Raw genomic sequence first — 22,927 nt, 5'->3', positions numbered from 1 at the left:
CTCAAATCTGATGGATTTTTTGCATGGCGCGTTCGGTGGCCGGGCGCGTCCGGATGCGCTCAAACCAGTTGTTCACTGCCGGATAAGTGGCCAGATCGATCCGGTGGCGTTCATGGGTGTTAATCCACGGCCAGCAGGCGATATCTGCAATGCTGTAATGCTCACCTCCCAGCCACGGTGATTTTTCCAGCCGACGGTTCAGGACCCCGTACAGGCGCTGGGTTTCGACCTGATATCGCTCAATGGCGTAAGGGATCGTCTGCGGCGCATAGGCGGTAAAGTGGTGATTCTGCCCCAGCATTGGCCCCAGGCCGCTCGACTGCCAGAATAACCATTGCAGCGTGTGATGACGCTCGCGCAATTCACCGCTCAGGAGCTTGCCGGTTTTCTCTGCCAGATAGAGCAAAATCTCTCCAGACTCAAACAGGCTTAACGGTTTGCCGCCGTCAGAAGGCAGGTTATCAATGATGGCCGGAATTTTATTGTTGGGCGATATGGCCAGAAAAACGGGGCGGAACTGGTCGCCTTTACTGATATCCACGCGAATGATCCGGTAGTCCACTTCGGCTTCTTCGAGAAAGAGGGTGATCTTATGGCCATTAGGGGTGGGGGCATAATAGAGATCTATCATTCTCAACTCCTGTCAGTGCGAATAGTGTTGCCATAAAAAATCAGTATAGGTGCTTGTTGTAAATCGTGAGTTTTCATCAAGTGACAGCGAGGCAAAGAGATTATATGTTGAGTGAAAACCGATCAGCCGATGAGGATGTTATGAGCCAGCCTGTAATAACGTTGTGGTCCGATGCGAACTTTTTTTCTCCTTATGTCATGAGCGTTTATGTGGCGCTGGCAGAAAAGGGGCTTACTTTTAGTCTGAAAACCGTCGACCTGGACAGCGGCGAACATCTGAAGCCCCAGTGGCAGGGCTACGCGCTCACTCGCCGAGTCCCTGTGCTGGAGATCGACGGTTTTGAGTTGAGTGAATCCTCGGCGATTGACGAGTATCTTGAGGAACGCTTTGCCCCGCCAGAGTGGGAACGCATCTATCCTCACGATCTGCAAAAGCGCGCCCGCGCTCGCCAGATCCAGGCATGGCTGCGTAGCGACCTGGTGCCGATTCGCACAGAACGCTCTACGGACGTGGTGTTCGCTGGCGTCAAAAAGCCCGCCCTCAGCGAGGAAGGCTTATCCAGCGCCCGGAAGCTGATCGAAACTGCCTCATCGCTGCTGGCGCAGGGTAACCCCAACCTGTTTGGCGAGTGGTGTATTGCCGACACCGATCTGGCGCTGATGCTCAATCGCTTGATCCTCAATGGCGATGACGTCCCACAGCTGCTGGTGGATTACGCCACATTCCAGTGGCAACGCGCGTCGGTACAGCGCTATCTGGCACTCTCTGCTAAGCGCGCGGGCTGATAAGACGGGGCGCTTGAGGTATGATAGGGGCAGTCTGAATTCCTGAGGAGTAACTGATGAAACTGATGTTTGCGTCGGATATTCATGGATCGCTGCCCGCGACCGAACGCGTGCTTTCTCTGTTCGCCCAAAGCGGAGCGCAATGGCTGGTGATCCTGGGCGACGTGTTAAACCACGGCCCACGCAATGCGTTGCCGGAAGGCTACGCTCCCGCGCAGGTGGCGGAAAAACTTAATCATTTTGCCTCGCGCATTATCGCCGTTCGCGGCAACTGTGACAGCGAAGTTGACCAGATGCTGCTGCATTTTCCCATCACCGCTCCCTGGCAACAGGTGTTGATGGAAAACAGCCGTTTGTTCCTGACCCACGGGCACCTGTTCGGCCCGGATAACCTGCCGTCACTCGCCGCTGGCGATGTCCTGGTTTATGGTCATACTCATATTCCGGTGGCGGAAAAACGCGGGGCGTTTTATCACTTTAATCCCGGGTCTGTCAGCATTCCTAAAGGCGGCAATCCGGCAAGCTACGGCATGTATGAAGACGGGACATTAAGCGTTATCGCACTTAATGATCAGCAAGTTATTGCGCAGATAGCGATTAATCCGTAAGTTACACCACAACTGCAAACGCGCCGAAAGAGCGCTTAGACGAGAAGGTTTCCCGATGGTGGAGCAGAATCATTTGGCAAGTACTGAGTGGGTTGACATTGTCAGCGAAGAGAATGAAGTGATCGCGCAGGCCAGCCGCGAACAAATGCGTGCGGAGCGTCTGCGTCACCGCGCGACGTACATCGTTGTTCATGACGGCATGGGCAAGATTCTGGTCCAGCGTCGCACCGACACCAAAGATTTTCTTCCTGGTATGCTGGATGCCACAGCGGGTGGCGTTGTGCAGGCCGATGAAGTATTGCTGGATTCCGCGCGTCGTGAAGCGGAAGAAGAGTTAGGTATCGCTGGCGTGCCGTTTGCCGAGCACGGGCAATTTTATTTCGAAGATGAACATTGTCGCGTCTGGGGCGGGCTGTTTAGCTGCGTTTCCCACGGACCTTTCGCCTTGCAGGAAGAGGAAGTGAGCGAAGTGTGCTGGATGACGCCGGAAGAGATCACCGCGCGTTGCGACGAGTTCACGCCAGATTCCCTTAAAGCACTGGCGCTGTGGATGACCCGCAACGCCAAAAACGAATCCGCTAAACCGGAAAATAAGGCGGAAAAAGAGGAAGAGGCTGAGTAAGCCTTAACAGCTTTCCCGCATACACAGGCTGGACGCGATGGGTTTATGATCGCGCCAGTCTCCGTCATTCAGACGTTCCAGTAACGCTTTCCCGGCTTCAATCCCAATCTTGCGATGCGGTACTGCCATCGTTGTCAGCGGCGGCTGACAGACGCGGCTGACGTCGCTGTCACCAAAGCCCACGACCGCTAAATCGTCCGGCACTTTGATGCGTCGACGCTGGCACTCATACAGCGCGCCGCAGGCCAGTTCATCTGATACGCACACCAGCGCATCCAGTTCCGGCCACGCCAGCAGGAACTCTGGCAGTTGTGCCGCGCCGGTGGAGAAGTTCGGCGGCATGGCGGCATTAATCACTCTGTTCGGCGACAGGTGGTGGCGCAGCATCGCCTTGTACCAACCCTGCAAATGCTGCTGAAAAATCCACTGCTCCTGGTTAGCGCACAGCAGGCCGATATTCTGGTAGCCACGCTGAATCACCATCTCGGTAAGTTCATACATGGCGGCGACGTTATCAATCCCGATATTCATATCAATCGGATCGGCACGCATTGCACCCATTTCCATCACCGGGATAGAGGCGTTTTTCAGCCAGTGGCGTACGGTATCGGAGTGCTCGACGCTGAGCAGTATCGCCGCGGCGATATTCGAGGCCAGCAGCGTTTCGAGCAGTTTCTCTTCCTGTTCAAGACGATGCTGAGATTCAGCCAGCATGATCTGATATCCGGCTGGCTGGAGCACCTGCTGTAGCCCGGCGAACATCTCGGAACAGCCAGCTTCGGAAAGATTGGGAACTACCATCGCGATCGTCCATGACGACGCCGATGCCAGTGCGCTGGCGGCAAGATTGGGCATATAACCCAGCTCCTGCACCGCGGCTTCAATTTTTTCACGCAGTTTATCGGAAACCTGTTCGGGCGTGCGGAGGGCACGGGAAACAGTCATCGTGCCTACGCCGGCAAGCTGTGCGACATCCGCGAGCGTTACTTTTCCGGTACTGCGCCGTTTTCGGGTTAAAGACATACATCTTCCTGCTGACAGGACGCGATTCAGTTTCATCCTTCATTTTACGTGACAGGCAGTATACGCCTTAAATCCCTTTTTTTGCTGTGATTTCGCACCATGATAGCAATTTGATAGCGCTATCACAGTTCTGCATGTTAGTCGTTGGTAGCGCTATCTTTGTGATCGCGATCGCAGTCATTGATTGATGGGTTGAATAGAGTTTGCCCATGTCTGGTCTTTAGCGGGAGTGAAAAATGCTCAAAAAGTGGATATATGATACAACCATCATCCTACAGGATAGCGTTGAAAGCTGGCCCCAGGCGCTGGAACTGTGCGCGAAACCGCTGCTGCATTTGCAGGTCATTGCGCCGGAATATGTCACGGCTATCATCGAGCAGCACCAGACGTTAGGTCCCTACTATGTGCTGGCTCCAGGGCTGGCAATGCCACATGCGCGACCGGAAGAAGGGGCGAAAGGACTTGGCCTGTCATTATTAAAACTAAAACAGGGCGTCTCTTTTGGTGCCGGTGAGTTTGACCCCGTCGATGTGATTGTGATGCTGGCGGCACCGGACAAGCATAGCCATATCGAAATGATCTCAGCCTTAGCGGAATTATTTTCCAGCGACGAAGATATGGCTGAATTACATCGGGCGAATACGCTGGAGGAGATAAAAACCGTTATCGATCGCTTCTGATTTAATTATTTAATCCGATTCATCTCAACATTACGCGTCAGCGTGATGGGGCGTACTCTACTCAAAAAAGGGGATAACAATGAAAATCATGGCTATTTGCGGCTCCGGCCTGGGCAGCAGTTTTATGGTCGAAATGAATATTAAAAAGGTGCTCAAAAAACTGGAAATTGAGGCCGAGGTTGAACACTCCGATCTCTCCTCGGCCACGCCGGGCGCGGCGGACCTGTTTGTAATGGCGAAAGACATTGCCGCCAGCGCCAGCGTGCCGGAAAGCCAGCTGGTGGTAATCAACAATATCATCGATATCAACGAACTCGAAGCGCAGCTGCGCGCCTGGTTCGAAAGACAATAATCCTGATAAGGCGAGGTGGATATGTTTATCCTTGAAACGCTGAATTTCGTTGTTGATATTTTAAAAGTCCCTTCAGTGCTGGTAGGTTTAATTGCTCTGATTGGTCTTGTGGCGCAGAAAAAAGCCTTTTCGGATGTGGTAAAAGGCACAATTAAAACCATTCTCGGCTTTATTGTACTGGGCGGCGGCGCAACTGTGCTGGTGGGCTCTTTAAATCCGCTCGGCGGTATGTTTGAGCACGCCTTTAATATTCAGGGCATTATTCCAAACAATGAAGCTATTGTATCGATTGCCCTGGAGAAATATGGCGCTTCCACCGCGCTCATTATGGCCTTCGGGATGGTGGCGAATATTATTGTTGCGCGCTTTACCCGCCTGAAATACATCTTCCTCACCGGGCATCACACCTTCTACATGGCATGCATGATCGGCGTGATCCTGACGGTTGCAGGCTTCGAGGGGGTCGGGCTGGTCTTTACCGGTTCGTTGATCCTCGGCCTGATTATGGCCTTCTTCCCGGCGATTGCGCAGCGCTATATGAAGCGTATTACCGGCAACGATGAGATCGCCTTCGGTCATTTCGGCACGCTGGGCTACGTGCTGTCCGGCTGGATTGGCAGCAAGGTCGGGAAAGGCTCGCGCTCCACCGAAGAGATGAACCTGCCGAAGAACCTTAGCTTCCTGCGTGACAGTTCAATCTCCATCTCCCTGACCATGATGATTATCTACCTGATCATGGCGGTGAGCGCCGGACGTGAGTACGTGGAGGCCACCTTCAGCGGCGGCCAGAACTACCTGGTGTACGCCATCATTATGGCCATCACCTTCGCGGCAGGCGTGTTCATCATCTTGCAGGGCGTGCGCCTGATTCTGGCGGAAATCGTCCCGGCCTTTACCGGCTTCTCGGAAAAACTGGTGCCCAATGCGCGGCCTGCGCTGGACTGCCCGGTAGTCTACCCGTATGCGCCAAACGCGGTGCTGATTGGCTTCCTGTTTAGCTTCCTCGGCGGGATTGTTGGGTTGTTCATCTGCGGTCAGTTTAGCTGGGTGCTGATCCTCCCGGGCGTTGTGCCGCACTTCTTCACCGGCGCAACGGCGGGCGTGTTCGGTAACGCCACCGGTGGACGCCGCGGGGCAATGATTGGCGCCTTTGCTAACGGCCTGCTGATCACCTTCCTGCCGGTCCTGCTGCTGCCTGTTCTGGGCGCAATTGGCTTTGCGAATACGACCTTCTCGGACGCTGATTTTGGTGCGGTCGGGATTGTGCTGGGCAACCTGGCACGCTTCCTGTCGCCGCTTGCCATCACCGGACTGGTTGTTGTGTTGTTCGCGCTGCTGGTGGCCTACAACGTCTTCGCTAAAAACAAACCTGCCAGCGGTAACGCGCAGGAAAACCCCGGAGCCAAATCATGAATGAGAATGAAATAACCGACCTGGCGCGTCAGATCCGCCTTGAGACGCTGAAATCCCTTACGCAGCTGGGTTTTGGTCACTACGGCGGCAGCATGTCAGTCGTTGAAACGCTGGCCGTTCTGTACGGCGCGGTGATGAAAATTGACCCGGCCGATCCGGACTGGCCAGAGCGCGATTACTTTGTGCTGTCGAAAGGCCATGCGGGGCCGGCGCTGTACAGCACGCTGGCGATTAAGGGCTACTTCCCGATTGAAGAGCTGAGCACGCTGAACCAGAACGGGACGCGTCTGCCAAGTCACCCGGATCGCCTGAAAACACGCGGCGTGGATGCCACCACCGGTTCACTGGGGCAGGGGATCTCCATCGCTGGCGGCATGGCGCTGTCGCACAAGCTGGCAGGAAGGCCAAACCGGGTGTTTTGCATCGTTGGCGACGGAGAACTGAATGAAGGGCAGTGCTGGGAAGCCTTCCAGTTTATCGCTCACCATCGACTGAACAACCTGACGGTATTCGTGGACTGGAACAAACAGCAGCTCGACGGCGAGCTGGACGAAATCATCAGCGCCTTCGACCTGGAAGGCAAATTCCGCGCCTTTGGTTTTGACGTGGTGACGGTGAAAGGGGATGACATTCCGGCGCTGCTGGAGGTGACCGAGCCGATCCCTGAGGCCGATGCGCGTCCGCGGGTGGTGATCCTCGACAGCATCAAAGGGCAGGGGGTGCCATATCTGGAACAGCTCAGCAACTCGCATCACCTGCGATTAACCGAGGAGAGCAAAGCGGCGCTTAACGAGACGATTCGCCAACTGGAGGCTTCACATGATTAAGGTTGCACCGACAGGACAGAAAGATGCCGTTGAGATGCGTAAGGTCTACGCGGGTTTTGTGGCAAAACAGATTGAGGCCGGGAGCGAGATCATTGCGCTCGAAGCGGATCTGATGAGTTCGATGGCGATGGACGGCGTAGCGCGTGATTATCCACAGCACGTTATCAACTGCGGCATTATGGAGGCCAACGTGATTGGGACGGCCGCCGGGCTGTCGCTCACCGGACGTAAGCCGTTCGTCCATACCTTTACCGCCTTTGCCAGCCGTCGCTGCTTCGACCAGCTGTTTATGTCCCTGGACTACCAGCGCAATAACGTGAAGGTGATTGCCTCGGATGCGGGCGTGACGGCCTGCCACAACGGCGGGACGCATATGTCTTTTGAGGATATGGGCATCGTGCGCGGTCTGGCGCATTCAGTGGTGCTGGAGGTGACCGATGCGGTGATGTTCGAAGATGTGCTGCGTCAGCTCATCGACCTGGAAGGCTTCTACTGGGTAAGAACCATCCGTAAACAGGCCCCGAGCGTGTATGCCCCGGGGTCAACCTTCACCATCGGCAAGGGCAACGTGCTGCGCGAGGGAACCGATATTACCCTGATTGCTAACGGCATTATGGTGGCGGAAGCGCTGGAGGCGGCGCGCCAGCTGGAGCAGGAGGGGGTAAGCGCAGCGGTCATCGACATGTTTACCCTGAAGCCTATCGATCGGATGCTGGTGAAAAACTATGCCGAGAAAACCGGGCGTATTGTGACCTGCGAAAACCACAGCATTCACAACGGGCTGGGGTCGGCGGTGGCGGAAGTGCTGGTGGAAACCTGTCCGGTGCCTATGCGGCGGGTGGGGGTGAAGGAACGATATGGTCAGGTGGGCACGCAGGACTTCTTGCAAAAGGAGTATGGCCTGACGGCACATGACATTGTGTCGGCGGCGCGAGAGTTGCTGTAATAAAAAAGGCGACCATTTGTGGTCGCCTTTTTGTTGCCCGGTGGCGCTCGCGCTTACCGGGCCTAAGGTCCTGTAGGCCGGATAAGCGAAGCGCCATCCGGCAAGACCTTACAATTACTGCTGCTGGGAAGACTGAATCGCGGTCAGCGCGATGGTGTAGACGATATCGTCAACCAGCGCACCACGGGACAGGTCGTTCACAGGTTTGCGCATGCCTTGCAGCATTGGCCCGATGGAGATCAGGTCTGCTGAACGCTGTACCGCTTTATAGGTGGTGTTACCGGTGTTCAGATCCGGGAAGATGAACACGGTAGCGCGACCTGCAACCGGCGAGTTCGGCGCTTTGGATTTCGCCACATCAGCCATTACCGCGGCATCGTACTGGAGCGGGCCGTCGATCATCAGATCCGGACGTTTTTCCTGTGCAATGCGGGTTGCTTCACGGACTTTCTCTACGTCACTACCTGCACCAGAGGTACCGGTGGAGTAGGAGAGCATCGCGACGCGCGGTTCGATACCGAAGGCCGTTGCGGAGTCCGCAGACTGGATAGCGATTTCTGCCAGCTGCTCTGCGGTTGGGTCCGGGTTGATCGCGCAGTCGCCGTAAACGTAAACCTGTTCAGGCAGCAGCATGAAGAACACGGAGGAGACCAGAGAGCTGCCCGGTGCGGTTTTGATCAGCTGCAACGGTGGACGGATGGTGTTCGCGGTGGTGTGAACCGCACCGGAAACCAGACCGTCAACTTCGTCCTGCTCCAGCATCAGCGTACCCAGCACCACGTTGTCTTCCAGCTGCTCACGCGCAACGGCTTCGGTCATGCCTTTGTTCTTACGCAGCTCAACCAGACGGGCAACGTAGCTTTCGCGGACCACGTCAGGATCAACGATTTCGATGCCCGCGCCGAGCTCAACGCCCTGAGACGCCGCAACGCGGTTGATCTCATCCGGGTTACCCAGCAGCACACAGGTCGCGATACCGCGCTCTGCACAGATGGCAGCCGCTTTAACGGTACGTGGTTCGTCGCCTTCTGGCAGAACCACGCGTTTGCCCGCTTTACGCGCCAGCTCGGTCAGCTGGTAACGGAAGGCTGGAGGAGACAGACGACGGCTGCGCTCGGAGGTCGCCGTCAGGGATTCGATCCAGTCTGCGTTGATGTAGCCCGCAACGTATTCCTGAACTTTCTCGATACGCTCGTGGTCATCAACCGGCACTTCGAGGTTGAAGCTTTGCAGGCTCAGGGAGGTCTGCCAGGTGTTGGTGTTCACCATGAAGACTGGCAGGCCAGTGGCGAACGCACGTTCGCACAGCTTGCTTACGCGTGGGTCCATCTCGTAGGCACCGGTCAGCAGGATCGCGCCGATCTCCACGCCGTTCATCGCGGCCAGACAGGCTGCAACCAGCACGTCCGGACGGTCTGCGGAGGTTACCAGCAGGGAACCTGCACGGAAGTGCTCCAGCATGTGTGGAATGCTACGTGCGCAGAAAGTTACGGACTTCACGCGGCGGGTGTTGATATCGCCTTCGTTGATCACGGTGGCGTTCAGGTGACGCGCCATATCAATTGCACGGGTGGCAATCAGATCGAAGCTCCATGGCACCGCGCCCAGAACAGGCAGCGGGCTGGAATCCTGCAACTTAGCCGGGTCAACTTTGATGACTTTCGCTTTGGAAGAGTCGTCAAAAATTTCGGACAGGTCAGGACGCGTACGGCCCTGCTCATCTACTGGCGCGTTCAGCTTGTTAACAATCACGCCGGTGATGCTGGTGTTTTTCGCACCGCCGAAGCTGCTGCGCGTCAGTTCGATACGCTCTTTCAGCTGCTCTGGGGTATCCGTGCCCTGAGACATCACGAAAACGATCTCTGCGTTCAGGGTTTTCGCGATTTCAAAGTTCAGAGACTGGGCAAACTGGTGTTTACGGGTCGGGACCAGGCCTTCAACCAGCACCACTTCCGCGTCCTGCGCGTTTGCGTGGTAGTTGGCAATGATCTCTTCCATCAGCACGTCTTTCTGGTTGCTGGAGAGCAGAGATTCAACGTGGCTCATCTTCAGCGGTTCAGCCGCTGGCAGATTGGAGTTCTTGCGAACGATGGTGGTGGTCTGGTCTGGCGCATCGCCACCGGCACGTGGCTGGGCGATAGGCTTAAAGACGCTCAGACGAACGCCTTTGCGTTCCATAGCGCGGATCACGCCGAGGCTGACGCTGGTCAGGCCGACGCTGGTTCCGGTAGGGATCAGCATAATAGTACGGGACACGGTTTATCCTCTTTCGTTACCGCCGCGTTGGGCGGGTTACAAAACAGCACCGCCAGCATTGCTGGCGGTGTGGAATCAGGCAGTCAGGCGGTGCGCGTCTTGCGCGATGACCAGCTCTTCGTTAGTTGGGATAACGATAGCAGGGCGGGTGCCTTCTTTGTTGATGAAGCCAGACTTGCCGAAGCGGGCAGCCAGGTTACGCTCATGATCAACTTCGAAGCCCAGAACGCCCAGTTTGCCCAGGGACAGTTCACGTACCATTGCCGCGTTCTCACCGATACCGCCGGTGAAGATAACAGCATCCAGACGGCCTTCCATCAGCGCGGTGTAAGAACCGATGTACTTCGCCAGACGGTGGCAATAAACGTCCATTGCACGTTTAGCGTCAGCTTTTTCTGCGTAGTTGTCTTCAACGTAACGGCAGTCGCTGGTGACCTCGGTCAGGCCCAGCAGGCCAGACTCTTTGGTCAGCATTTTGTTGATATCGTCAACGCTCATGCCCAGGGTGTCGTGCAGGTGGAAGATGATCGCCGGGTCGATATCACCGGAACGGGTACCCATCACCAGACCTTCCAGCGGGGTCAGACCCATAGAGGTGTCAACACACTTACCGTTGCGGATAGCGGAAACAGAACCACCGTTACCCAGGTGGCAGGTGATGATGTTGACTTCTTCAACCGGCTTGTTCAGCACTTTTGCGGCTTCCTGAGTCACATAGAAGTGGCTGGTGCCGTGGGCGCCGTAACGACGGACGCCGTGCTCTTTGTACAGGCTGTATGGCAGGGCATAGAGGTAAGACTCTTCCGGCATGGTCTGATGGAACGCGGTATCAAACACGGCCACGTTTTTGTCTTTCAGACTCGGGAAGGATTTCAGTGCTTCAGCGATACCGATCAGGTGAGCCGGGTTATGCAGCGGTGCGAAAGACGCAGAGTCTTTGATACCCTGGATCACGGAGTCGTCGATTACCACGGAACTGGTGTATTTTTCGCCGCCGTGGACGATACGGTGACCAATTGCGGTCAGCTGAGCAGACAGTTCTGGTTTTTGTGCCAGAATAGTGTTAACGATAAAGTTCAGCGCTTCACTGTGAGCGGCGCCTGCACCTAAAGCCGCTTCTTGTTTGCTGCCGTCCATCTTCCACTTGATACGTGCTTCAGGCAGATGGAAACATTCGGCCAAACCAGAGAGGTACTCGTCACCGTTGAGCGCATCGATGATGGCGAATTTCAGTGAGGAGCTACCGCAGTTCAGAACCAGTACTAACTTACTCGACATGGAAGTACCTATTATTGATACGTGGCTAAAAAACGTCAGTGAGTCTAAAAGCGTAACGCATGCTGACCCAGACATTTATGATTAACATCATGCCAAACAAACATTCTGGCAGGATGGAAGAAATACCTATGATTTTAAGCCATTTTGAACATTTTTCAGACAATGGCATAATATGCGATAATTTGACGAGTTAACGCTTATCGTCTACGGCCCTATCAGGCTGGCACAGGATACCCGATACGGGGTAGCGATGACAAAATATTTTGAACGTTGTCATAGCCTGTTGTGGTTTTGCACGAAAATTTTAATTTTTATATGTGAAGTTGAGGTACAGCCATGTCGACACCCGAAATCCCGTCCGTGAACTTTTTTAGTCTGTTTCGTCGGGGACAGCATTACGCAAAGACATGGCCGATGGAAAAGCGCCTCGCGCCCATGTTTATTGAAAATCGCACTATTCGCGCCACGCGCTATGCGATTCGCTTTATGCCCCCGATTGCCGTTTTTACCCTGTGCTGGCAGATAGCGTTAGGTGGACAGCTTGGCCCTGCCGTCGCGACGGCGCTTTTTGCTTTAAGCCTGCCGATGCAGGGGCTATGGTGGTTAGGCAAACGTTCCGTCACGCCACTTCCGCCTTCTGTTTTACACTGGTTTTATGAAGTGCGTGGAAAACTGGAGGAGGCGGGCCAGGCGCTGGCGCCGGTTGAAGGCAAGCCAGACTATCAGGCGCTGGCGGATACCCTCAAGCGTGCGTTTAAACAGCTTGATAAAACATTCCTCGATGACTTGTGATTGATCATCGAAACGACGACCAAAAGAAGGCACAGTAACAATCAGTTACCGTGTCTTTTTTTTACAGTGCAATGCGCTACAGGAGTCGAAAGATGGAAATGACCCATGCTCAACGTCTGATTTTGTCTAACCAGTACAAGATGATGACTATGCTTGATCCCGATAACGCTGCGCGCTACAGCCGCCTGCAAACCATTGTTGAACGTGGTTTTGGCTTGCAGATGCGCGAACTGGATCGCGAATTTGGCGAACTGAAAGAGGAAACCTGCCGTATCGTTATCGACATCATGGAGATGTACCATGCGCTGCATGTGTCCTGGACCAATCTGAAGGACCAGCAGACCATTGACGAGCGCCGCGTGACGTTCCTGGGCTTTGATGCCGCGACGGAAGCGCGCTATCTGAGCTATGTACGCTTTATGGTGAATACCGAAGGGCGTTACACCCATTTTGATGCGGGTACGCATGGCTTCAACGCCCAGACCCCGATGTGGGATAAGTATCAACGTATGCTGAGCGCGTGGCATGCCTGTCCGCGTCAGTACCATTTAAGCAGCAACGAAATTCAACAAATCATTAATGCCTGACGGAGGTGCGTGTGCAGTGTAAAGGTTTTCTGTTTGATCTGGACGGTACGCTGGTGGATTCGCTACCGGTGGTGGAGCGCTCGTGGTGCCACTGGGCCGACCGGCACGGCATCGACCATCAGGACGTACTGAATTTCATCCATGGCAAACAGGCCATTACCTCATTGCGGCACTTCCTTGCGGGACGTTCTGAGGAAGAGATTCAGGCGGAGTTCCGCTATCTTGAGCAGATTGAAGCTACCGATACCGAAGGCATCACCGCGCTGCCCGGTGCGCGTGAACTGCTTGAGCACCTGAATGAAGCGCAGATCCCGTGGGCTATCGTCACCTCCGGCTCGGTTCCCGTCGCGCATGCCCGTCATAAGGCGGCAGGTTTACCGACGCCGGACGTCTTCATTACCGCTGAGCGCGTGAAGCGCGGCAAGCCTGAACCGGATGCGTTCCTGCTCGGCGCTGAACTGCTTGGCCTTGCGCCAGCGGAGTGCGTGGTGGTGGAAGACGCGGCAGCAGGCGTGCTGGCCGGGCTGAACGCCGGAAGCCACGTCATTGCCGTTAACGTCCCGGCGGGTTCCCCCCGGCTGGAGGAGGCGGATTTCGTGCTTAACACCCTGACCGCCATCGACGTCTCGAAGGCGTCAGACGGAGTTGTAACCGTCTCGCTAAAAATGTAATCCCATGATATAGCCCCGCATTACCGGGGCTTTTTTATGGCAGAATTGCTTCTCCTCCACTGACAAGGACATGTTGTGAACGGTGAACTGATTTGGGTCCTGAGCCTGCTGTTAATCGCCATCATTCTTTTTGCCACGGGCAAGGTGCGCATGGATGCCGTCGCCCTGTTTGTGATTGTCGCATTCGTTCTGAGCGGTACCCTTTCCCTGCCGGAAGCCTTTTCCGGGTTTAGCGATCCCAACGTTATTTTGATTGCCGCCCTGTTTATTATTGGCGACGGGCTGGTACGCACCGGCGTGGCGACGATGATGGGGTCGTGGTTGGTTAAGGTGGCGGGCAGCAGCGAAACCAAAATGCTGATTTACCTGATGCTGACGGTCGCCGGGCTGGGCGCGTTTATGAGCTCTACGGGCGTCGTGGCCATCTTTATTCCGGTCGTGCTGAGCGTCTGCATGAGGATGCAGATCTCCCCGTCGCGGCTGATGATGCCGTTGAGCTTCGCCGGGCTCATCAGCGGCATGATGACGCTGGTCGCGACGCCGCCGAACCTCGTCGTGAACAGCGAACTGATCCGTGAGGGGCTTGAGGGGTTTAGCTTTTTCAGCGTTACGCCGATCGGGCTGGTGGTACTGGTGATGGGCATTATCTATATGCTATTGACCCGTTTTGCGCTGAAAGGGGAGAAGCAGGATAAAGCCAAAGAGGGCTGGAAGCGGCGCTCTTTCCGCGATCTGATTAAAGAGTATCGTCTGACCGGGCGTGCCCGACGTCTGGCTATCCGCCCGGGATCGCCCATGGTGGGGCAGCGGCTGGATGACCTTAAGCTACGCGAACGCTATGGCGCGAACGTCATCGGGGTTGAGCGCTGGCGCCGTTTTCGCCGGGTGATCGTTAACGTGAACGGGGTGTCAGAGTTTCGCGCGCGTGACGTCCTGCTGATTGATATGTCCACCGCGGACGTGGATCTGCGGGAGTTTTGTAGCGAGCAGCTGCTGGAGCCGATGGTCCTGCGCGGCGAGTATTTCTCTGACCAGGCGCTGGATGTGGGAATGGCCGAGGTGTCGCTGATCCCGGAATCGGAGTTATTGGGCAAAACCGTGCGTGAAATCGGCTTTCGTACCCGCTATGGCCTCAACGTGGTGGGCCTGAAGCGCGATGGCGTAGCCCTTGAAGGGGCGGTGGTGGATGAGCCGATCCTGCTGGGGGATATCTTCCTCGTGGTCGGCAACTGGAAACTGATTAGCCAGCTCGGGCAGAAAGGCCGCGATTTTGTGGTGCTGAATATGCCGATTGAAGAGAACGATGCATCACCGGCGCACAGCCAGGCGCCCCATGCGATTTTTTGCCTGGTATTGATGGTCGCGCTGATGCTGACGGACGAGATCCCTAACCCGGTGGCGGCGATAATCGCCTGTCTGTTAATGGGCAAATTCCGCTGTATTGACGCCGAAAGCGCTTACAAAGCGATTCACTGGCCGAGCATCATTCTCATCGTCGGGATGATGCCCTTCGCCCTGGCGCTACAGAAAACCGGCGGGGTGGATTTGATCGTGAAAGGCTTAATGGACGCGGGCGGGGGATATGGTCCGTACCTGATGATGGTTTGCCTGTTCGTCATGTGTGCCACCATCGGTTTGTTCATCTCCAATACCGCAACGGCGGTGCTGATGGCGCCCATTGCGCTGGCGATGGCAAAATCGATGGGCGTTTCGCCGTATCCGTTTGCGATGATGGTTGCGATGGCGGCGTCCGCGGCATTTATGACGCCGGTCTCTTCCCCGGTCAATACGCTGGTGATGGGGCCCGGGAATTATAGGTTCAGTGATTTCGTGAAGCTGGGTGTGCCGTTCACCGTGCTGGTGATGGTGGTGTGCGTGGTATTGATACCGGTCCTGTTTCCGTTCTGAGCATTTTGCCGGGTGGCGGCTACGCCTTACCCGGCCTACAACCCCGTAGACCCTGCAAGCGCAGCGCCGCGCCGCTGGGCGAAAATCAGAGTGGCGAATCCTGGCTAATCTCATCCAGCGACAAATGGAAGCTCGGCACAAACACGCGCATAAAGTAGTCCATCTCTTCGCTGCGACGGGATTCCAGCGTTTTTTCCAGACGCGTTTTTGCCAGTAAAAATTCGTTATTCCCGGCGGATAACTCTTCCAGACACTTCAGGTAGGCGCACAGCGCATCGGCCTGCTTAACCAGGGATTTCTCCTCTTCCGTATACTGATGCTCATCGATCAGCGGCCCGAAGATATCGCGCAGCTCTTCAGGCACCATGTCGATCAGCTTCTGCTGGGCAATCTTCTCAATGGCCTTATATTCCTGGGCAATCTGCGAGTTGAAATATTTCACCGGCGTAGGCAGATCCCCGGTCAGCACTTCCGATGCATCGTGATACATCGCCAGCAGGGCGATACGTTCGGCATTCACCTGCCCGTTGAATTTGCGGTTTTTAATCGCGGCCAGCGCGTGCGCGACCATGGCAACCTGCAAACTGTGCTCAGACACATTTTCAGTACGCACATTGCGCATCAGCGGCCAGCGGTTGATGAGTTTCAGGCGGGAGAGGTGGGCAAAGAAATGACTCTGACTCATAGGTTACCTTATGTCTTCACTGCGACAGACTTCATTGTGCGGGGAGGGGAGGGAAGATGCAAATTTGCGGATGGTGAAGCCGGGTAAGCGCAGCGCTACCCGGCGGAAAGCCAGCGTTACTGATGGTACCCGGAGAGGAAGCGCCCGAAGCGGCTGATGGCCATCTCGAGATCGTCTTCGCGCGGCAGCGTCACGATACGCACGTGGTCCGGCCACGGCCAGTTAAACGCCGTCCCCTGAACCAGCAGCACTTTTTCTTGTAGCAGGAAGTCGAGCACCATTTTCTGATCGTCGTGAATATTGAAGCGCTTCGCGTCGATTTTCGGGAACATATACAGCGCGCCGTTAGGCTTCACGCAGGAGACGCCCGGAATATCATTAATCAATTCCCATGCGCGGTTGCGCTGTTCATACAGGCGGCCGCCTGGAACGATAAACTCGCTGATGCTTTGATAGCCGCCGAGAGCTGTCTGGATCGCATGTTGCGCCGGTACGTTGGCGCACAGACGCATGGATGCCAGCATCTCCAGCCCTTCAATGTAGCCTTTCGCATGTTTTTTCGGACCGTTCAGTACCATCCAGCCCTGACGGAAACCGGCAACGCGGTAAGTTTTAGACAGTCCGTTAAAGGTGACCGTCAGCAGATCGGGCGCCAGCGCGGCGATAGAGTGGTGCTGCGCCGCGTCGTACAGGATCTTGTCGTAAATCTCGTCGGCAAAGATGATCAGGTTGTGCTGGCGGGCGATCTCGACGATCTCCATCAGCAGCTCTTTTGAATAGACCGCACCCGTCGGGTTATTCGGGTTAATGATCACGATACCCCGGGTGCGCGGGGTAATTTTGGCGCGAATATCATCCAGATCCGGGAACCAGTCAGAGGATTCGTCGCACAGGTAGTGCACCGCTTTACCGCTGGACAGGGACACCGCAGCCGTCCACAGCGGATAATCCGGGGCAGGAACCAGCATTTCATCGCCGCTGTTCAGGAGCGCCTGCATCGCCTGAACGATCAGCTCCGAGACACCGTTGCCAATGTAGATATCTTCAACGGTGACGTCGCGCATACCGCGAGCCTGATAGTGCTGCATGATGGCTTTACGGGCGGAATAAAGCCCTTTTGAATCGCAGTAGCCTTGTGCAGTGGGCAGGTTACGGATCACATCCACCAGGATCTCATCCGGCGCTTCAAAACCAAATGGCGCGGGGTTGCCGATGTTGAGTTTCAGAACCTTATTGCCTTCCTCTTCAAGGCGTTTTGCCTCTTTGAGTACCGGGCCACGGATGTCGTAACAGACGTTGTCGAGCTTGCTGGATTTTTCGATAGGGGACATGAACCTTTAACCTTTTCGCTATTATTGCAACTTCCTGCCGTGGAAGTGAGCACGGAACAATGTACTCCCACCGCGCTTCGTTTTGAAGGGCGCACAGAAGAAGATTTCGTCCAACCGGGCAATGCCGCGGTGATCGCTTACTCTAACGACGGAGTGATTTTGTGCCTGAATTTATCGTGATAAAGAGGGAGGTTGGGTTGTTTGTGCTAAAAATTTCATATAAAGATGAATATTATTCTGGGATAAATAAAAAGACGATTCGGGCTGATGCATTAGTCCCCCTGAGTGACCATTCGTAAAACCTGAATGCTGAGATACCGATTGCCATATTAGCAAAGCCAGGTTAAAAGTTACTCATGTGAAATTAATGTTAAGGGTTATTAATGAATGGCCTGAATCTAAATTAAACTTTATTTATTATTAACGACGAAAATGCAACTTTCGTTAATTTTAATAAAAAGAGTGTAGTTGCTTATCATTGGCGGTAAATCCTTAATATTGCAATAAGACTTATAAATATAGTGGATTTGGGTTAAGATGTGTTTCGGGAATGCAGCATAGCGATAGGCCTGTTACGTATATCGGATACTGCTTTCCTGTATTAATCGATTGTTATTGTTAAAATTATCTCTGGCTGATTGGGTAAGTCACATCTTGCTACGTTGCCAACGCTGCGATATAGATGGCAGAAAACATGTCTTACTCTTTATGGTATTAACATCGACCTGCAAACAACGAAATATCCTGGACGCAAGAGAATAAAAATAACGTCATGAAACGTGATTTCTGACTGGTGATATACCGCAGTACAATAACTATCTGTCAGGCAGTCTGCCGGGCCGGGATGCGAGGGAAACTCTTCAGAAGGAATTGCTTAACTGTTACACACAGCTTCAACCCGGGCAGCTCCGCACGAGCAACCTGAAAGTGAAAAGATATGATAAATGCAAATCGTCCGATAATGAATCTCGACCTCGATCTGCTGAGAACGTTTGTTGCGGTCGCCGATCTCAACACTTTTGCAGCAGCTGCTGCCGCCGTTTGCCGTACCCAGTCCGCCGTGAGTCAGCAAATGCAGCGGCTGGAACAACTGGTTGGTAAAGAGCTTTTTGCGCGTCATGGACGTAATAAGCTTTTAACAGAACATGGTATTCAGCTTCTGGGTTATGCCAGAAAGATACTGCGCTTTAATGATGAAGCCTGTATGTCATTAATGTTTAGCAACCTTCAGGGAGTGTTAACATTAGGGGCGTCAGATGAATCAGCAGATACCATTTTACCCTTCCTTCTCAACCGAATTAGCTCGGTTTATCCGAAGCTTGCCCTGGACGTTAGCGTTAAACGCAATGCTTTCATGGTTGAGATGCTGAAAGAAAACGAGGTTGACCTGGTGGTCACCACGCATCGACCTGGCCAGTTTGACAGCCTGACGCTGCGTACTTCTCCAACGCACTGGTACTGTGCCGCGGAGTATGTATTGCAGAAAGGTGAGCCGATACCCCTGGTCCTGCTGGACGATCCGAGTCCGTTCCGCGATATGGTGCTGGCTGCGCTCAACGAAGCCGGTATTCCATGGCGCCTGGCGTACGTGGCGTCAACCTTGCCCGCAGTGCGAGCGGCGGTGAAGGCCGGGCTTGGCGTAACGGCCCGTCCGGTGGAGATGATGAGCCCCGATCTGCGTGTGCTGGGTCAATCCGAGGGACTCCCGTCGTTGCCGGATACGGAGTACCTGCTGTGCCATAACGCCGCCAGCAACAACGAGCTGGCAAAAGTGGTGTTCGAGGCAATGGAAAACTACCACAATCCATGGCAGTACGCGCCTGTTACTCCCGAAGGAGGGGACGACTCCCTGATCGTGGAAGGGGATTTTGAGTGATCATTCCCTCAAAATTCTCGTAACAAAATGTAAGTGCAAAAAAGAGCCACTCGCATGATTTTTTCCTGCGAGTGGTTTTTTTTGCTATTCATAACCGTGAATGGAGCAGGGATAAAGCAAATACCGCTTATTTATCAATGCAGAAAATGTTTTTGGTTAATATGTAAACAATACCTGTTCTAACTTACCTCATACCCCGCCGATGTTAAAAAAACAGGAAATATGTTGCTGTTTTTTTGATTGAATTAACAAAAGCGTGTCTCAGATCAAGAAAATACTCCCATTTGGGGGGAGGAATCGTTGGCAAATCCTGTCAAAATAGGAGGGTTATTTTTTTTACTTCCAAAACGGACACGATTCAACAAGATGCATTTGACGGAAAGTCATGTACCCACCAGGGTTAAAGGGCACCAAATGTTAATGAGAATCGCACGTTGTAATTTAATGTGAAGAAACCTTTGTTAAAGTTGACAAAAGGTTATAGAAAGGAGTAAAAAACCCCATCATTTTGCTGTCTATGTCTCATTTCTGACAGTTAGTGTAAGGTTATTTTGTTCCTCCCCATGAATCGATGTGATGCCCATCTGCCAGCAAGAGCAGTGTCGTCGGTATCACTTTTGATGAGTAAGCAATGAGTATGTCAACATCCACAGAAGTCATCGCTCATCACTGGGCATTCGCAATCTTTCTTATTGTAGCCATTGGCCTGTGCTGCCTGATGTTAGTCGGCGGCTGGTTCCTGGGCGGTCGCGCCCGCGCAAGGCACAAAAACACACCTTTCGAATCAGGTATTGATTCAGTAGGTACCGCTCGCTTACGCCTGTCTGCCAAGTTCTACCTGGTAGCCATGTTCTTCGTCATTTTTGACGTGGAAGCGCTTTACCTCTTCGCGTGGTCTACCTCCATTCGCGAAAGTGGTTGGGTGGGCTTTGTCGAGGCCGCAATTTTCATTTTAGTGTTACTGGCCGGTCTGGTTTATCTGGTGCGTATTGGCGCGCTGGACTGGACACCTGTGCGTTCACGCCGTGAACACATCAATCCGGAAAACAGTATCTCTAATCGTCAGCAGTAACAGCGAGGCAATAAGATGGATTATACGCTCACCCGCATAGATCCTAACGGTGAGAATGACCGTTACCCCCTGCAAAAACAGGAGATCGTAACCGACCCCCTGGAGCAAGAAGTCAACAAAAGCGTGTACATGGGCAAGCTCGAACATGCCATGCACGACATGGTCAACTGGGGTCGTAAGAACTCCATCTGGCCATACAACTTTGGCCTTTCTTGCTGCTACGTTGAAATGGTGACGTCATTCACTGCGGTGCATGACGTTGCGCGTTTTGGGGCCGAGGTACTGCGTGCTTCTCCACGTCAGGCTGACCTGATGGTGGTGGCCGGGACCTGCTTTACCAAGATGGCACCGGTTATTCAGCGTCTTTATGACCAGATGCTGGAGCCAAAATGGGTTATCTCCATGGGCGCATGTGCAAACTCCGGCGGTATGTACGACATTTATTCCGTTGTGCAGGGCGTTGATAAGTTCATTCCGGTGGATGTGTACATCCCGGGCTGCCCGCCGCGTCCAGAGGCCTATATGCAGGCGCTGATGCTGCTCCAGGAGTCAATTGGTAAAGAACGCCGCCCGCTTTCATGGGTTGTTGGCGATCAGGGTGTCTATCGCGCGAACATGCAGTCTGAGCGCGAGCGTAAACGTGGTGAACGTATTGCCGTCACCAACCTGCGTACGCCTGACGAAATTTAATTTGCGCCTGTGGGCCTGGAGAACACCTTCGCATATCACTACTCAAATAGCGCGAAGCCAGGCTTAACAGTCACCACGGACCATTTGCAATGGTGAACAATATGACCGACTTAACCGCGCAAGAAGCCGCCTGGCAGACCCGGGATCATCTCGATGACCCCGTTATTGGCGAACTGCGCAACCGTTTTGGGCCGGATGCCTTTACTGTTCAGGCCACCCGCACCGGGGTACCCGTTGTTTGGGTGAAGCGTGAGCAATTACTGGAAGTTGTCGATTTCCTCAAGAAATTGCCAAAACCTTACGTCATGCTGTTTGACTTACACGGCATGGACGAACGTCTGAGAACGCACCGCCAGGGTCTCCCTGCTGCGGATTTTTCCGTTTTCTACCACCTGATCTCAATAGACCGCAACACGGATATCATGCTCAAGGTGGCATTGTCTGAAAACGACATGCATCTGCCGACGATCACCAAACTTTTCCCGAACGCCAACTGGTACGAGCGTGAAACCTGGGAAATGTTCGGCATGACCTTCGACGGTCACCCGCATCTGACGCGCATCATGATGCCGCAGACCTGGACCGGCCACCCGCTGCGTAAAGACTACCCGGCACGCGCCACCGAATTCGACCCGTTTGAGCTGACCAAAGCCAAGCAGGATCTGGAAATGGAAGCGCTGACCTTCAAGCCGGAAGACTGGGGCATGAAGCGCGGCACCGAAAACGAGGACTTCATGTTCCTCAACCTCGGTCCAAACCACCCCTCTGCGCACGGTGCGTTCCGTATTATCCTTCAGCTTGACGGCGAAGAAATTGTCGACTGCGTGCCTGACATCGGCTACCACCACCGTGGTGCCGAGAAGATGGGCGAGCGTCAGTCCTGGCACAGCTACATTCCGTACACCGACCGTATCGAATACCTCGGCGGCTGCGTGAACGAAATGCCATACGTGCTGGCCGTTGAGAAACTGGCAGGCATCACCGTCCCGGATCGCGTTAACGTGATTCGTGTGATGCTGTCTGAACTGTTCCGTATTAACAGCCACCTGCTGTACATCTCCACGTTCATTCAGGACGTCGGCGCGATGACGCCGGTCTTCTTCGCCTTTACCGACCGTCAGAAAATCTACGATCTGGTGGAAGCGATTACCGGTTTCCGTATGCACCCGGCCTGGTTCCGCATCGGCGGTGTGGCGCACGATCTGCCGCGCGGCTGGGACCGTCTGCTGCGTGAATTCCTCGACTGGATGCCAAAACGTCTGGCGTCTTACGAGAAAGCCGCGCTGCGTAACTCCATCCTGAAAGGCCGTTCCCAGGGCGTTGCTGCCTACGGCGCGAAAGAAGCGCTGGAGTGGGGAACCACAGGTGCAGGTCTGCGTGCGACGGGTATTGATTTCGACGTGCGTAAAGCCCGTCCTTACTCTGGTTACGAGAACTTCGACTTTGAAGTCCCGGTTGGCGGCGGCGTATCCGACTGCTACACCCGCGTGATGCTGAAAGTGGAAGAGCTGCGCCAGAGCCTGCGCATCCTTGAGCAGTGCCTCAATAACATGCCGGAAGGCCCGTTCAAGGCGGATCACCCGCTGACGACGCCGCCACCGAAAGAGCGCACGCTGCAACATATCGAAACCCTGATCACCCACTTCCTGCAAGTTTCCTGGGGCCCGGTCATGCCGGCACAGGAATCCTTCCAGATGATTGAAGCGACCAAGGGTATCAACAGCTACTACCTCACCAGCGACGGCAGCACCATGAGCTACCGCACCCGCGTGCGTACGCCAAGCTTCGCACACTTGCAGCAGATCCCGGCCGCCATTCGCGGCAGTCTGGTCTCCGACCTGATTGTGTATCTGGGTAGTATCGATTTTGTTATGTCAGATGTGGACCGCTAATT

The 22,927-nt window shown here is 54.4% G+C and carries 22 protein-coding genes; 16 read left to right on the top strand and 6 right to left on the bottom strand.

What is annotated here, in order from left to right:
- Position 1: 1 nt before the first annotated feature.
- The gene (gene yfcG, locus ACQG0T_RS15670) at positions 2–631 is read right to left on the bottom strand and encodes a GSH-dependent disulfide bond oxidoreductase (RefSeq protein ID WP_003861434.1); all 630 of its coding nucleotides are present in this window, start codon (positions 629–631) and stop codon (positions 2–4) included.
- Between the two features lie 140 nt (positions 632–771).
- Between yfcG and yfcF the strand changes: the two genes are divergently transcribed.
- The 3 genes from yfcF to yfcD are packed head-to-tail and all read left to right on the top strand — an operon-like array spanning position 772 to position 2,646.
- Positions 772–1,416, top strand: coding sequence for a glutathione transferase (yfcF, locus tag ACQG0T_RS15665; protein ID WP_271040371.1), 645 nt, complete (start codon positions 772–774; stop codon positions 1,414–1,416).
- Between the two features lie 56 nt (positions 1,417–1,472).
- Entirely contained in the window at positions 1,473–2,024 is a 552-nt protein-coding gene (yfcE, locus tag ACQG0T_RS15660) for a phosphodiesterase (protein WP_017692997.1), read from the top strand.
- A gap of 55 nt (positions 2,025–2,079) precedes the next feature.
- Positions 2,080–2,646, top strand: coding sequence for an NUDIX hydrolase YfcD (yfcD, locus tag ACQG0T_RS15655; RefSeq protein ID WP_006811396.1), 567 nt, complete (start codon positions 2,080–2,082; stop codon positions 2,644–2,646).
- Between the two features lie 3 nt (positions 2,647–2,649).
- Here the strand turns inward: yfcD and ACQG0T_RS15650 are convergent, their stop codons facing one another.
- Positions 2,650–3,669 carry a LacI family DNA-binding transcriptional regulator gene (locus ACQG0T_RS15650; protein WP_017692998.1) on the bottom strand — a complete coding sequence of 340 codons (1,020 nt, stop codon included), beginning with the start codon at positions 3,667–3,669 and terminating at the stop codon, positions 2,650–2,652.
- A gap of 236 nt (positions 3,670–3,905) precedes the next feature.
- On the opposite strand from ACQG0T_RS15650, the gene ACQG0T_RS15645 reads away from it, so the two are divergent.
- The 5 genes from ACQG0T_RS15645 to ACQG0T_RS15625 all read left to right on the top strand — a co-directional run bounded on the left by ACQG0T_RS15645 (position 3,906) and on the right by ACQG0T_RS15625 (position 7,887).
- Positions 3,906–4,349, top strand: a complete 444-nt coding sequence (locus ACQG0T_RS15645) for a PTS sugar transporter subunit IIA (protein WP_047365192.1) — start codon at positions 3,906–3,908, stop codon at positions 4,347–4,349.
- A gap of 79 nt (positions 4,350–4,428) precedes the next feature.
- On the top strand, positions 4,429–4,701 hold the full coding sequence (locus ACQG0T_RS15640; RefSeq protein ID WP_003861447.1) for a PTS sugar transporter subunit IIB: 273 nt from the start codon (positions 4,429–4,431) through the stop codon (positions 4,699–4,701).
- 21 nt (positions 4,702–4,722) lie between these two features.
- On the top strand, positions 4,723–6,114 hold the full coding sequence (locus tag ACQG0T_RS15635; protein ID WP_017383437.1) for a PTS ascorbate transporter subunit IIC: 1,392 nt from the start codon (positions 4,723–4,725) through the stop codon (positions 6,112–6,114).
- A complete protein-coding gene (locus tag ACQG0T_RS15630) occupies positions 6,111–6,941 on the top strand; it encodes a transketolase (RefSeq protein ID WP_017692999.1) in 831 nt (276 codons plus the stop codon). Before ACQG0T_RS15635 ends, ACQG0T_RS15630 begins: the two co-directional genes overlap by 4 nt.
- Positions 6,934–7,887 (top strand): transketolase family protein, encoded by a 954-nt coding sequence (locus ACQG0T_RS15625; RefSeq protein WP_015572265.1) that lies wholly within the window; start codon positions 6,934–6,936, stop codon positions 7,885–7,887. Before ACQG0T_RS15630 ends, ACQG0T_RS15625 begins: the two co-directional genes overlap by 8 nt.
- A 114-nt stretch (positions 7,888–8,001) precedes the next feature.
- Here the strand turns inward: ACQG0T_RS15625 and pta are convergent, their stop codons facing one another.
- Both pta and ackA read right to left on the bottom strand, forming a co-directional pair.
- The gene (gene pta / locus ACQG0T_RS15620; protein WP_017693000.1) at positions 8,002–10,143 is read right to left on the bottom strand and encodes a phosphate acetyltransferase; all 2,142 of its coding nucleotides are present in this window, start codon (positions 10,141–10,143) and stop codon (positions 8,002–8,004) included.
- Positions 10,144–10,218: 75 nt separating this feature from the next.
- Positions 10,219–11,421: an acetate kinase gene (gene ackA / locus ACQG0T_RS15615; RefSeq protein ID WP_015572267.1), complete on the bottom strand. Its 1,203-nt coding sequence runs from the start codon at positions 11,419–11,421 to the stop codon at positions 10,219–10,221.
- 336 nt (positions 11,422–11,757) lie between these two features.
- On the opposite strand from ackA, the gene yfbV reads away from it, so the two are divergent.
- From yfbV to ACQG0T_RS15595, 4 genes are all read left to right on the top strand, one after another.
- Positions 11,758–12,213, top strand: coding sequence for a terminus macrodomain insulation protein YfbV (yfbV, locus tag ACQG0T_RS15610; protein WP_017383434.1), 456 nt, complete (start codon positions 11,758–11,760; stop codon positions 12,211–12,213).
- 92 nt (positions 12,214–12,305) lie between these two features.
- Entirely contained in the window at positions 12,306–12,800 is a 495-nt protein-coding gene (locus ACQG0T_RS15605; RefSeq protein ID WP_003861461.1) for a YfbU family protein, read from the top strand.
- A gap of 11 nt (positions 12,801–12,811) precedes the next feature.
- The gene (locus tag ACQG0T_RS15600; RefSeq protein WP_003861463.1) at positions 12,812–13,471 is read left to right on the top strand and encodes a sugar phosphatase; all 660 of its coding nucleotides are present in this window, start codon (positions 12,812–12,814) and stop codon (positions 13,469–13,471) included.
- A 75-nt stretch (positions 13,472–13,546) separates the two neighbouring features.
- Positions 13,547–15,379, top strand: coding sequence for an SLC13 family permease (locus tag ACQG0T_RS15595; protein WP_045333680.1), 1,833 nt, complete (start codon positions 13,547–13,549; stop codon positions 15,377–15,379).
- An 85-nt stretch (positions 15,380–15,464) separates the two neighbouring features.
- On the opposite strand, the gene yfbR is transcribed toward ACQG0T_RS15595, so the two are convergent.
- Entirely contained in the window at positions 15,465–16,064 is a 600-nt protein-coding gene (yfbR, locus tag ACQG0T_RS15590) for a 5'-deoxynucleotidase (protein WP_003861468.1), read from the bottom strand.
- A 116-nt stretch (positions 16,065–16,180) separates the two neighbouring features.
- On the bottom strand, positions 16,181–17,395 hold the full coding sequence (alaA, locus tag ACQG0T_RS15585) for an alanine transaminase AlaA (protein WP_003861471.1): 1,215 nt from the start codon (positions 17,393–17,395) through the stop codon (positions 16,181–16,183).
- 937 nt (positions 17,396–18,332) lie between these two features.
- Here alaA and lrhA point away from each other — a divergent pair.
- From lrhA to nuoC, 4 genes are all read left to right on the top strand, one after another.
- A complete protein-coding gene (gene lrhA, locus ACQG0T_RS15580) occupies positions 18,333–19,271 on the top strand; it encodes a transcriptional regulator LrhA (protein ID WP_017693002.1) in 939 nt (312 codons plus the stop codon).
- Between the two features lie 631 nt (positions 19,272–19,902).
- The gene (nuoA, locus tag ACQG0T_RS15575; RefSeq protein WP_003861475.1) at positions 19,903–20,343 is read left to right on the top strand and encodes an NADH-quinone oxidoreductase subunit NuoA; all 441 of its coding nucleotides are present in this window, start codon (positions 19,903–19,905) and stop codon (positions 20,341–20,343) included.
- 15 nt (positions 20,344–20,358) lie between these two features.
- Positions 20,359–21,033, top strand: coding sequence for an NADH-quinone oxidoreductase subunit NuoB (nuoB, locus tag ACQG0T_RS15570; protein WP_003861482.1), 675 nt, complete (start codon positions 20,359–20,361; stop codon positions 21,031–21,033).
- An 89-nt stretch (positions 21,034–21,122) separates the two neighbouring features.
- Entirely contained in the window at positions 21,123–22,925 is a 1,803-nt protein-coding gene (gene nuoC, locus ACQG0T_RS15565) for an NADH-quinone oxidoreductase subunit C/D (RefSeq protein WP_003861484.1), read from the top strand.
- Positions 22,926–22,927: the final 2 nt, after the last annotated feature.

The sequence above is a fragment of the Enterobacter cloacae complex sp. 302F9 genome (genome assembly GCF_050030335.1).
GTDB lineage: Bacteria > Pseudomonadota > Gammaproteobacteria > Enterobacterales > Enterobacteriaceae > Enterobacter > Enterobacter hormaechei_C.
This window is presented reverse-complemented; position numbering and strand designations above follow the sequence as displayed.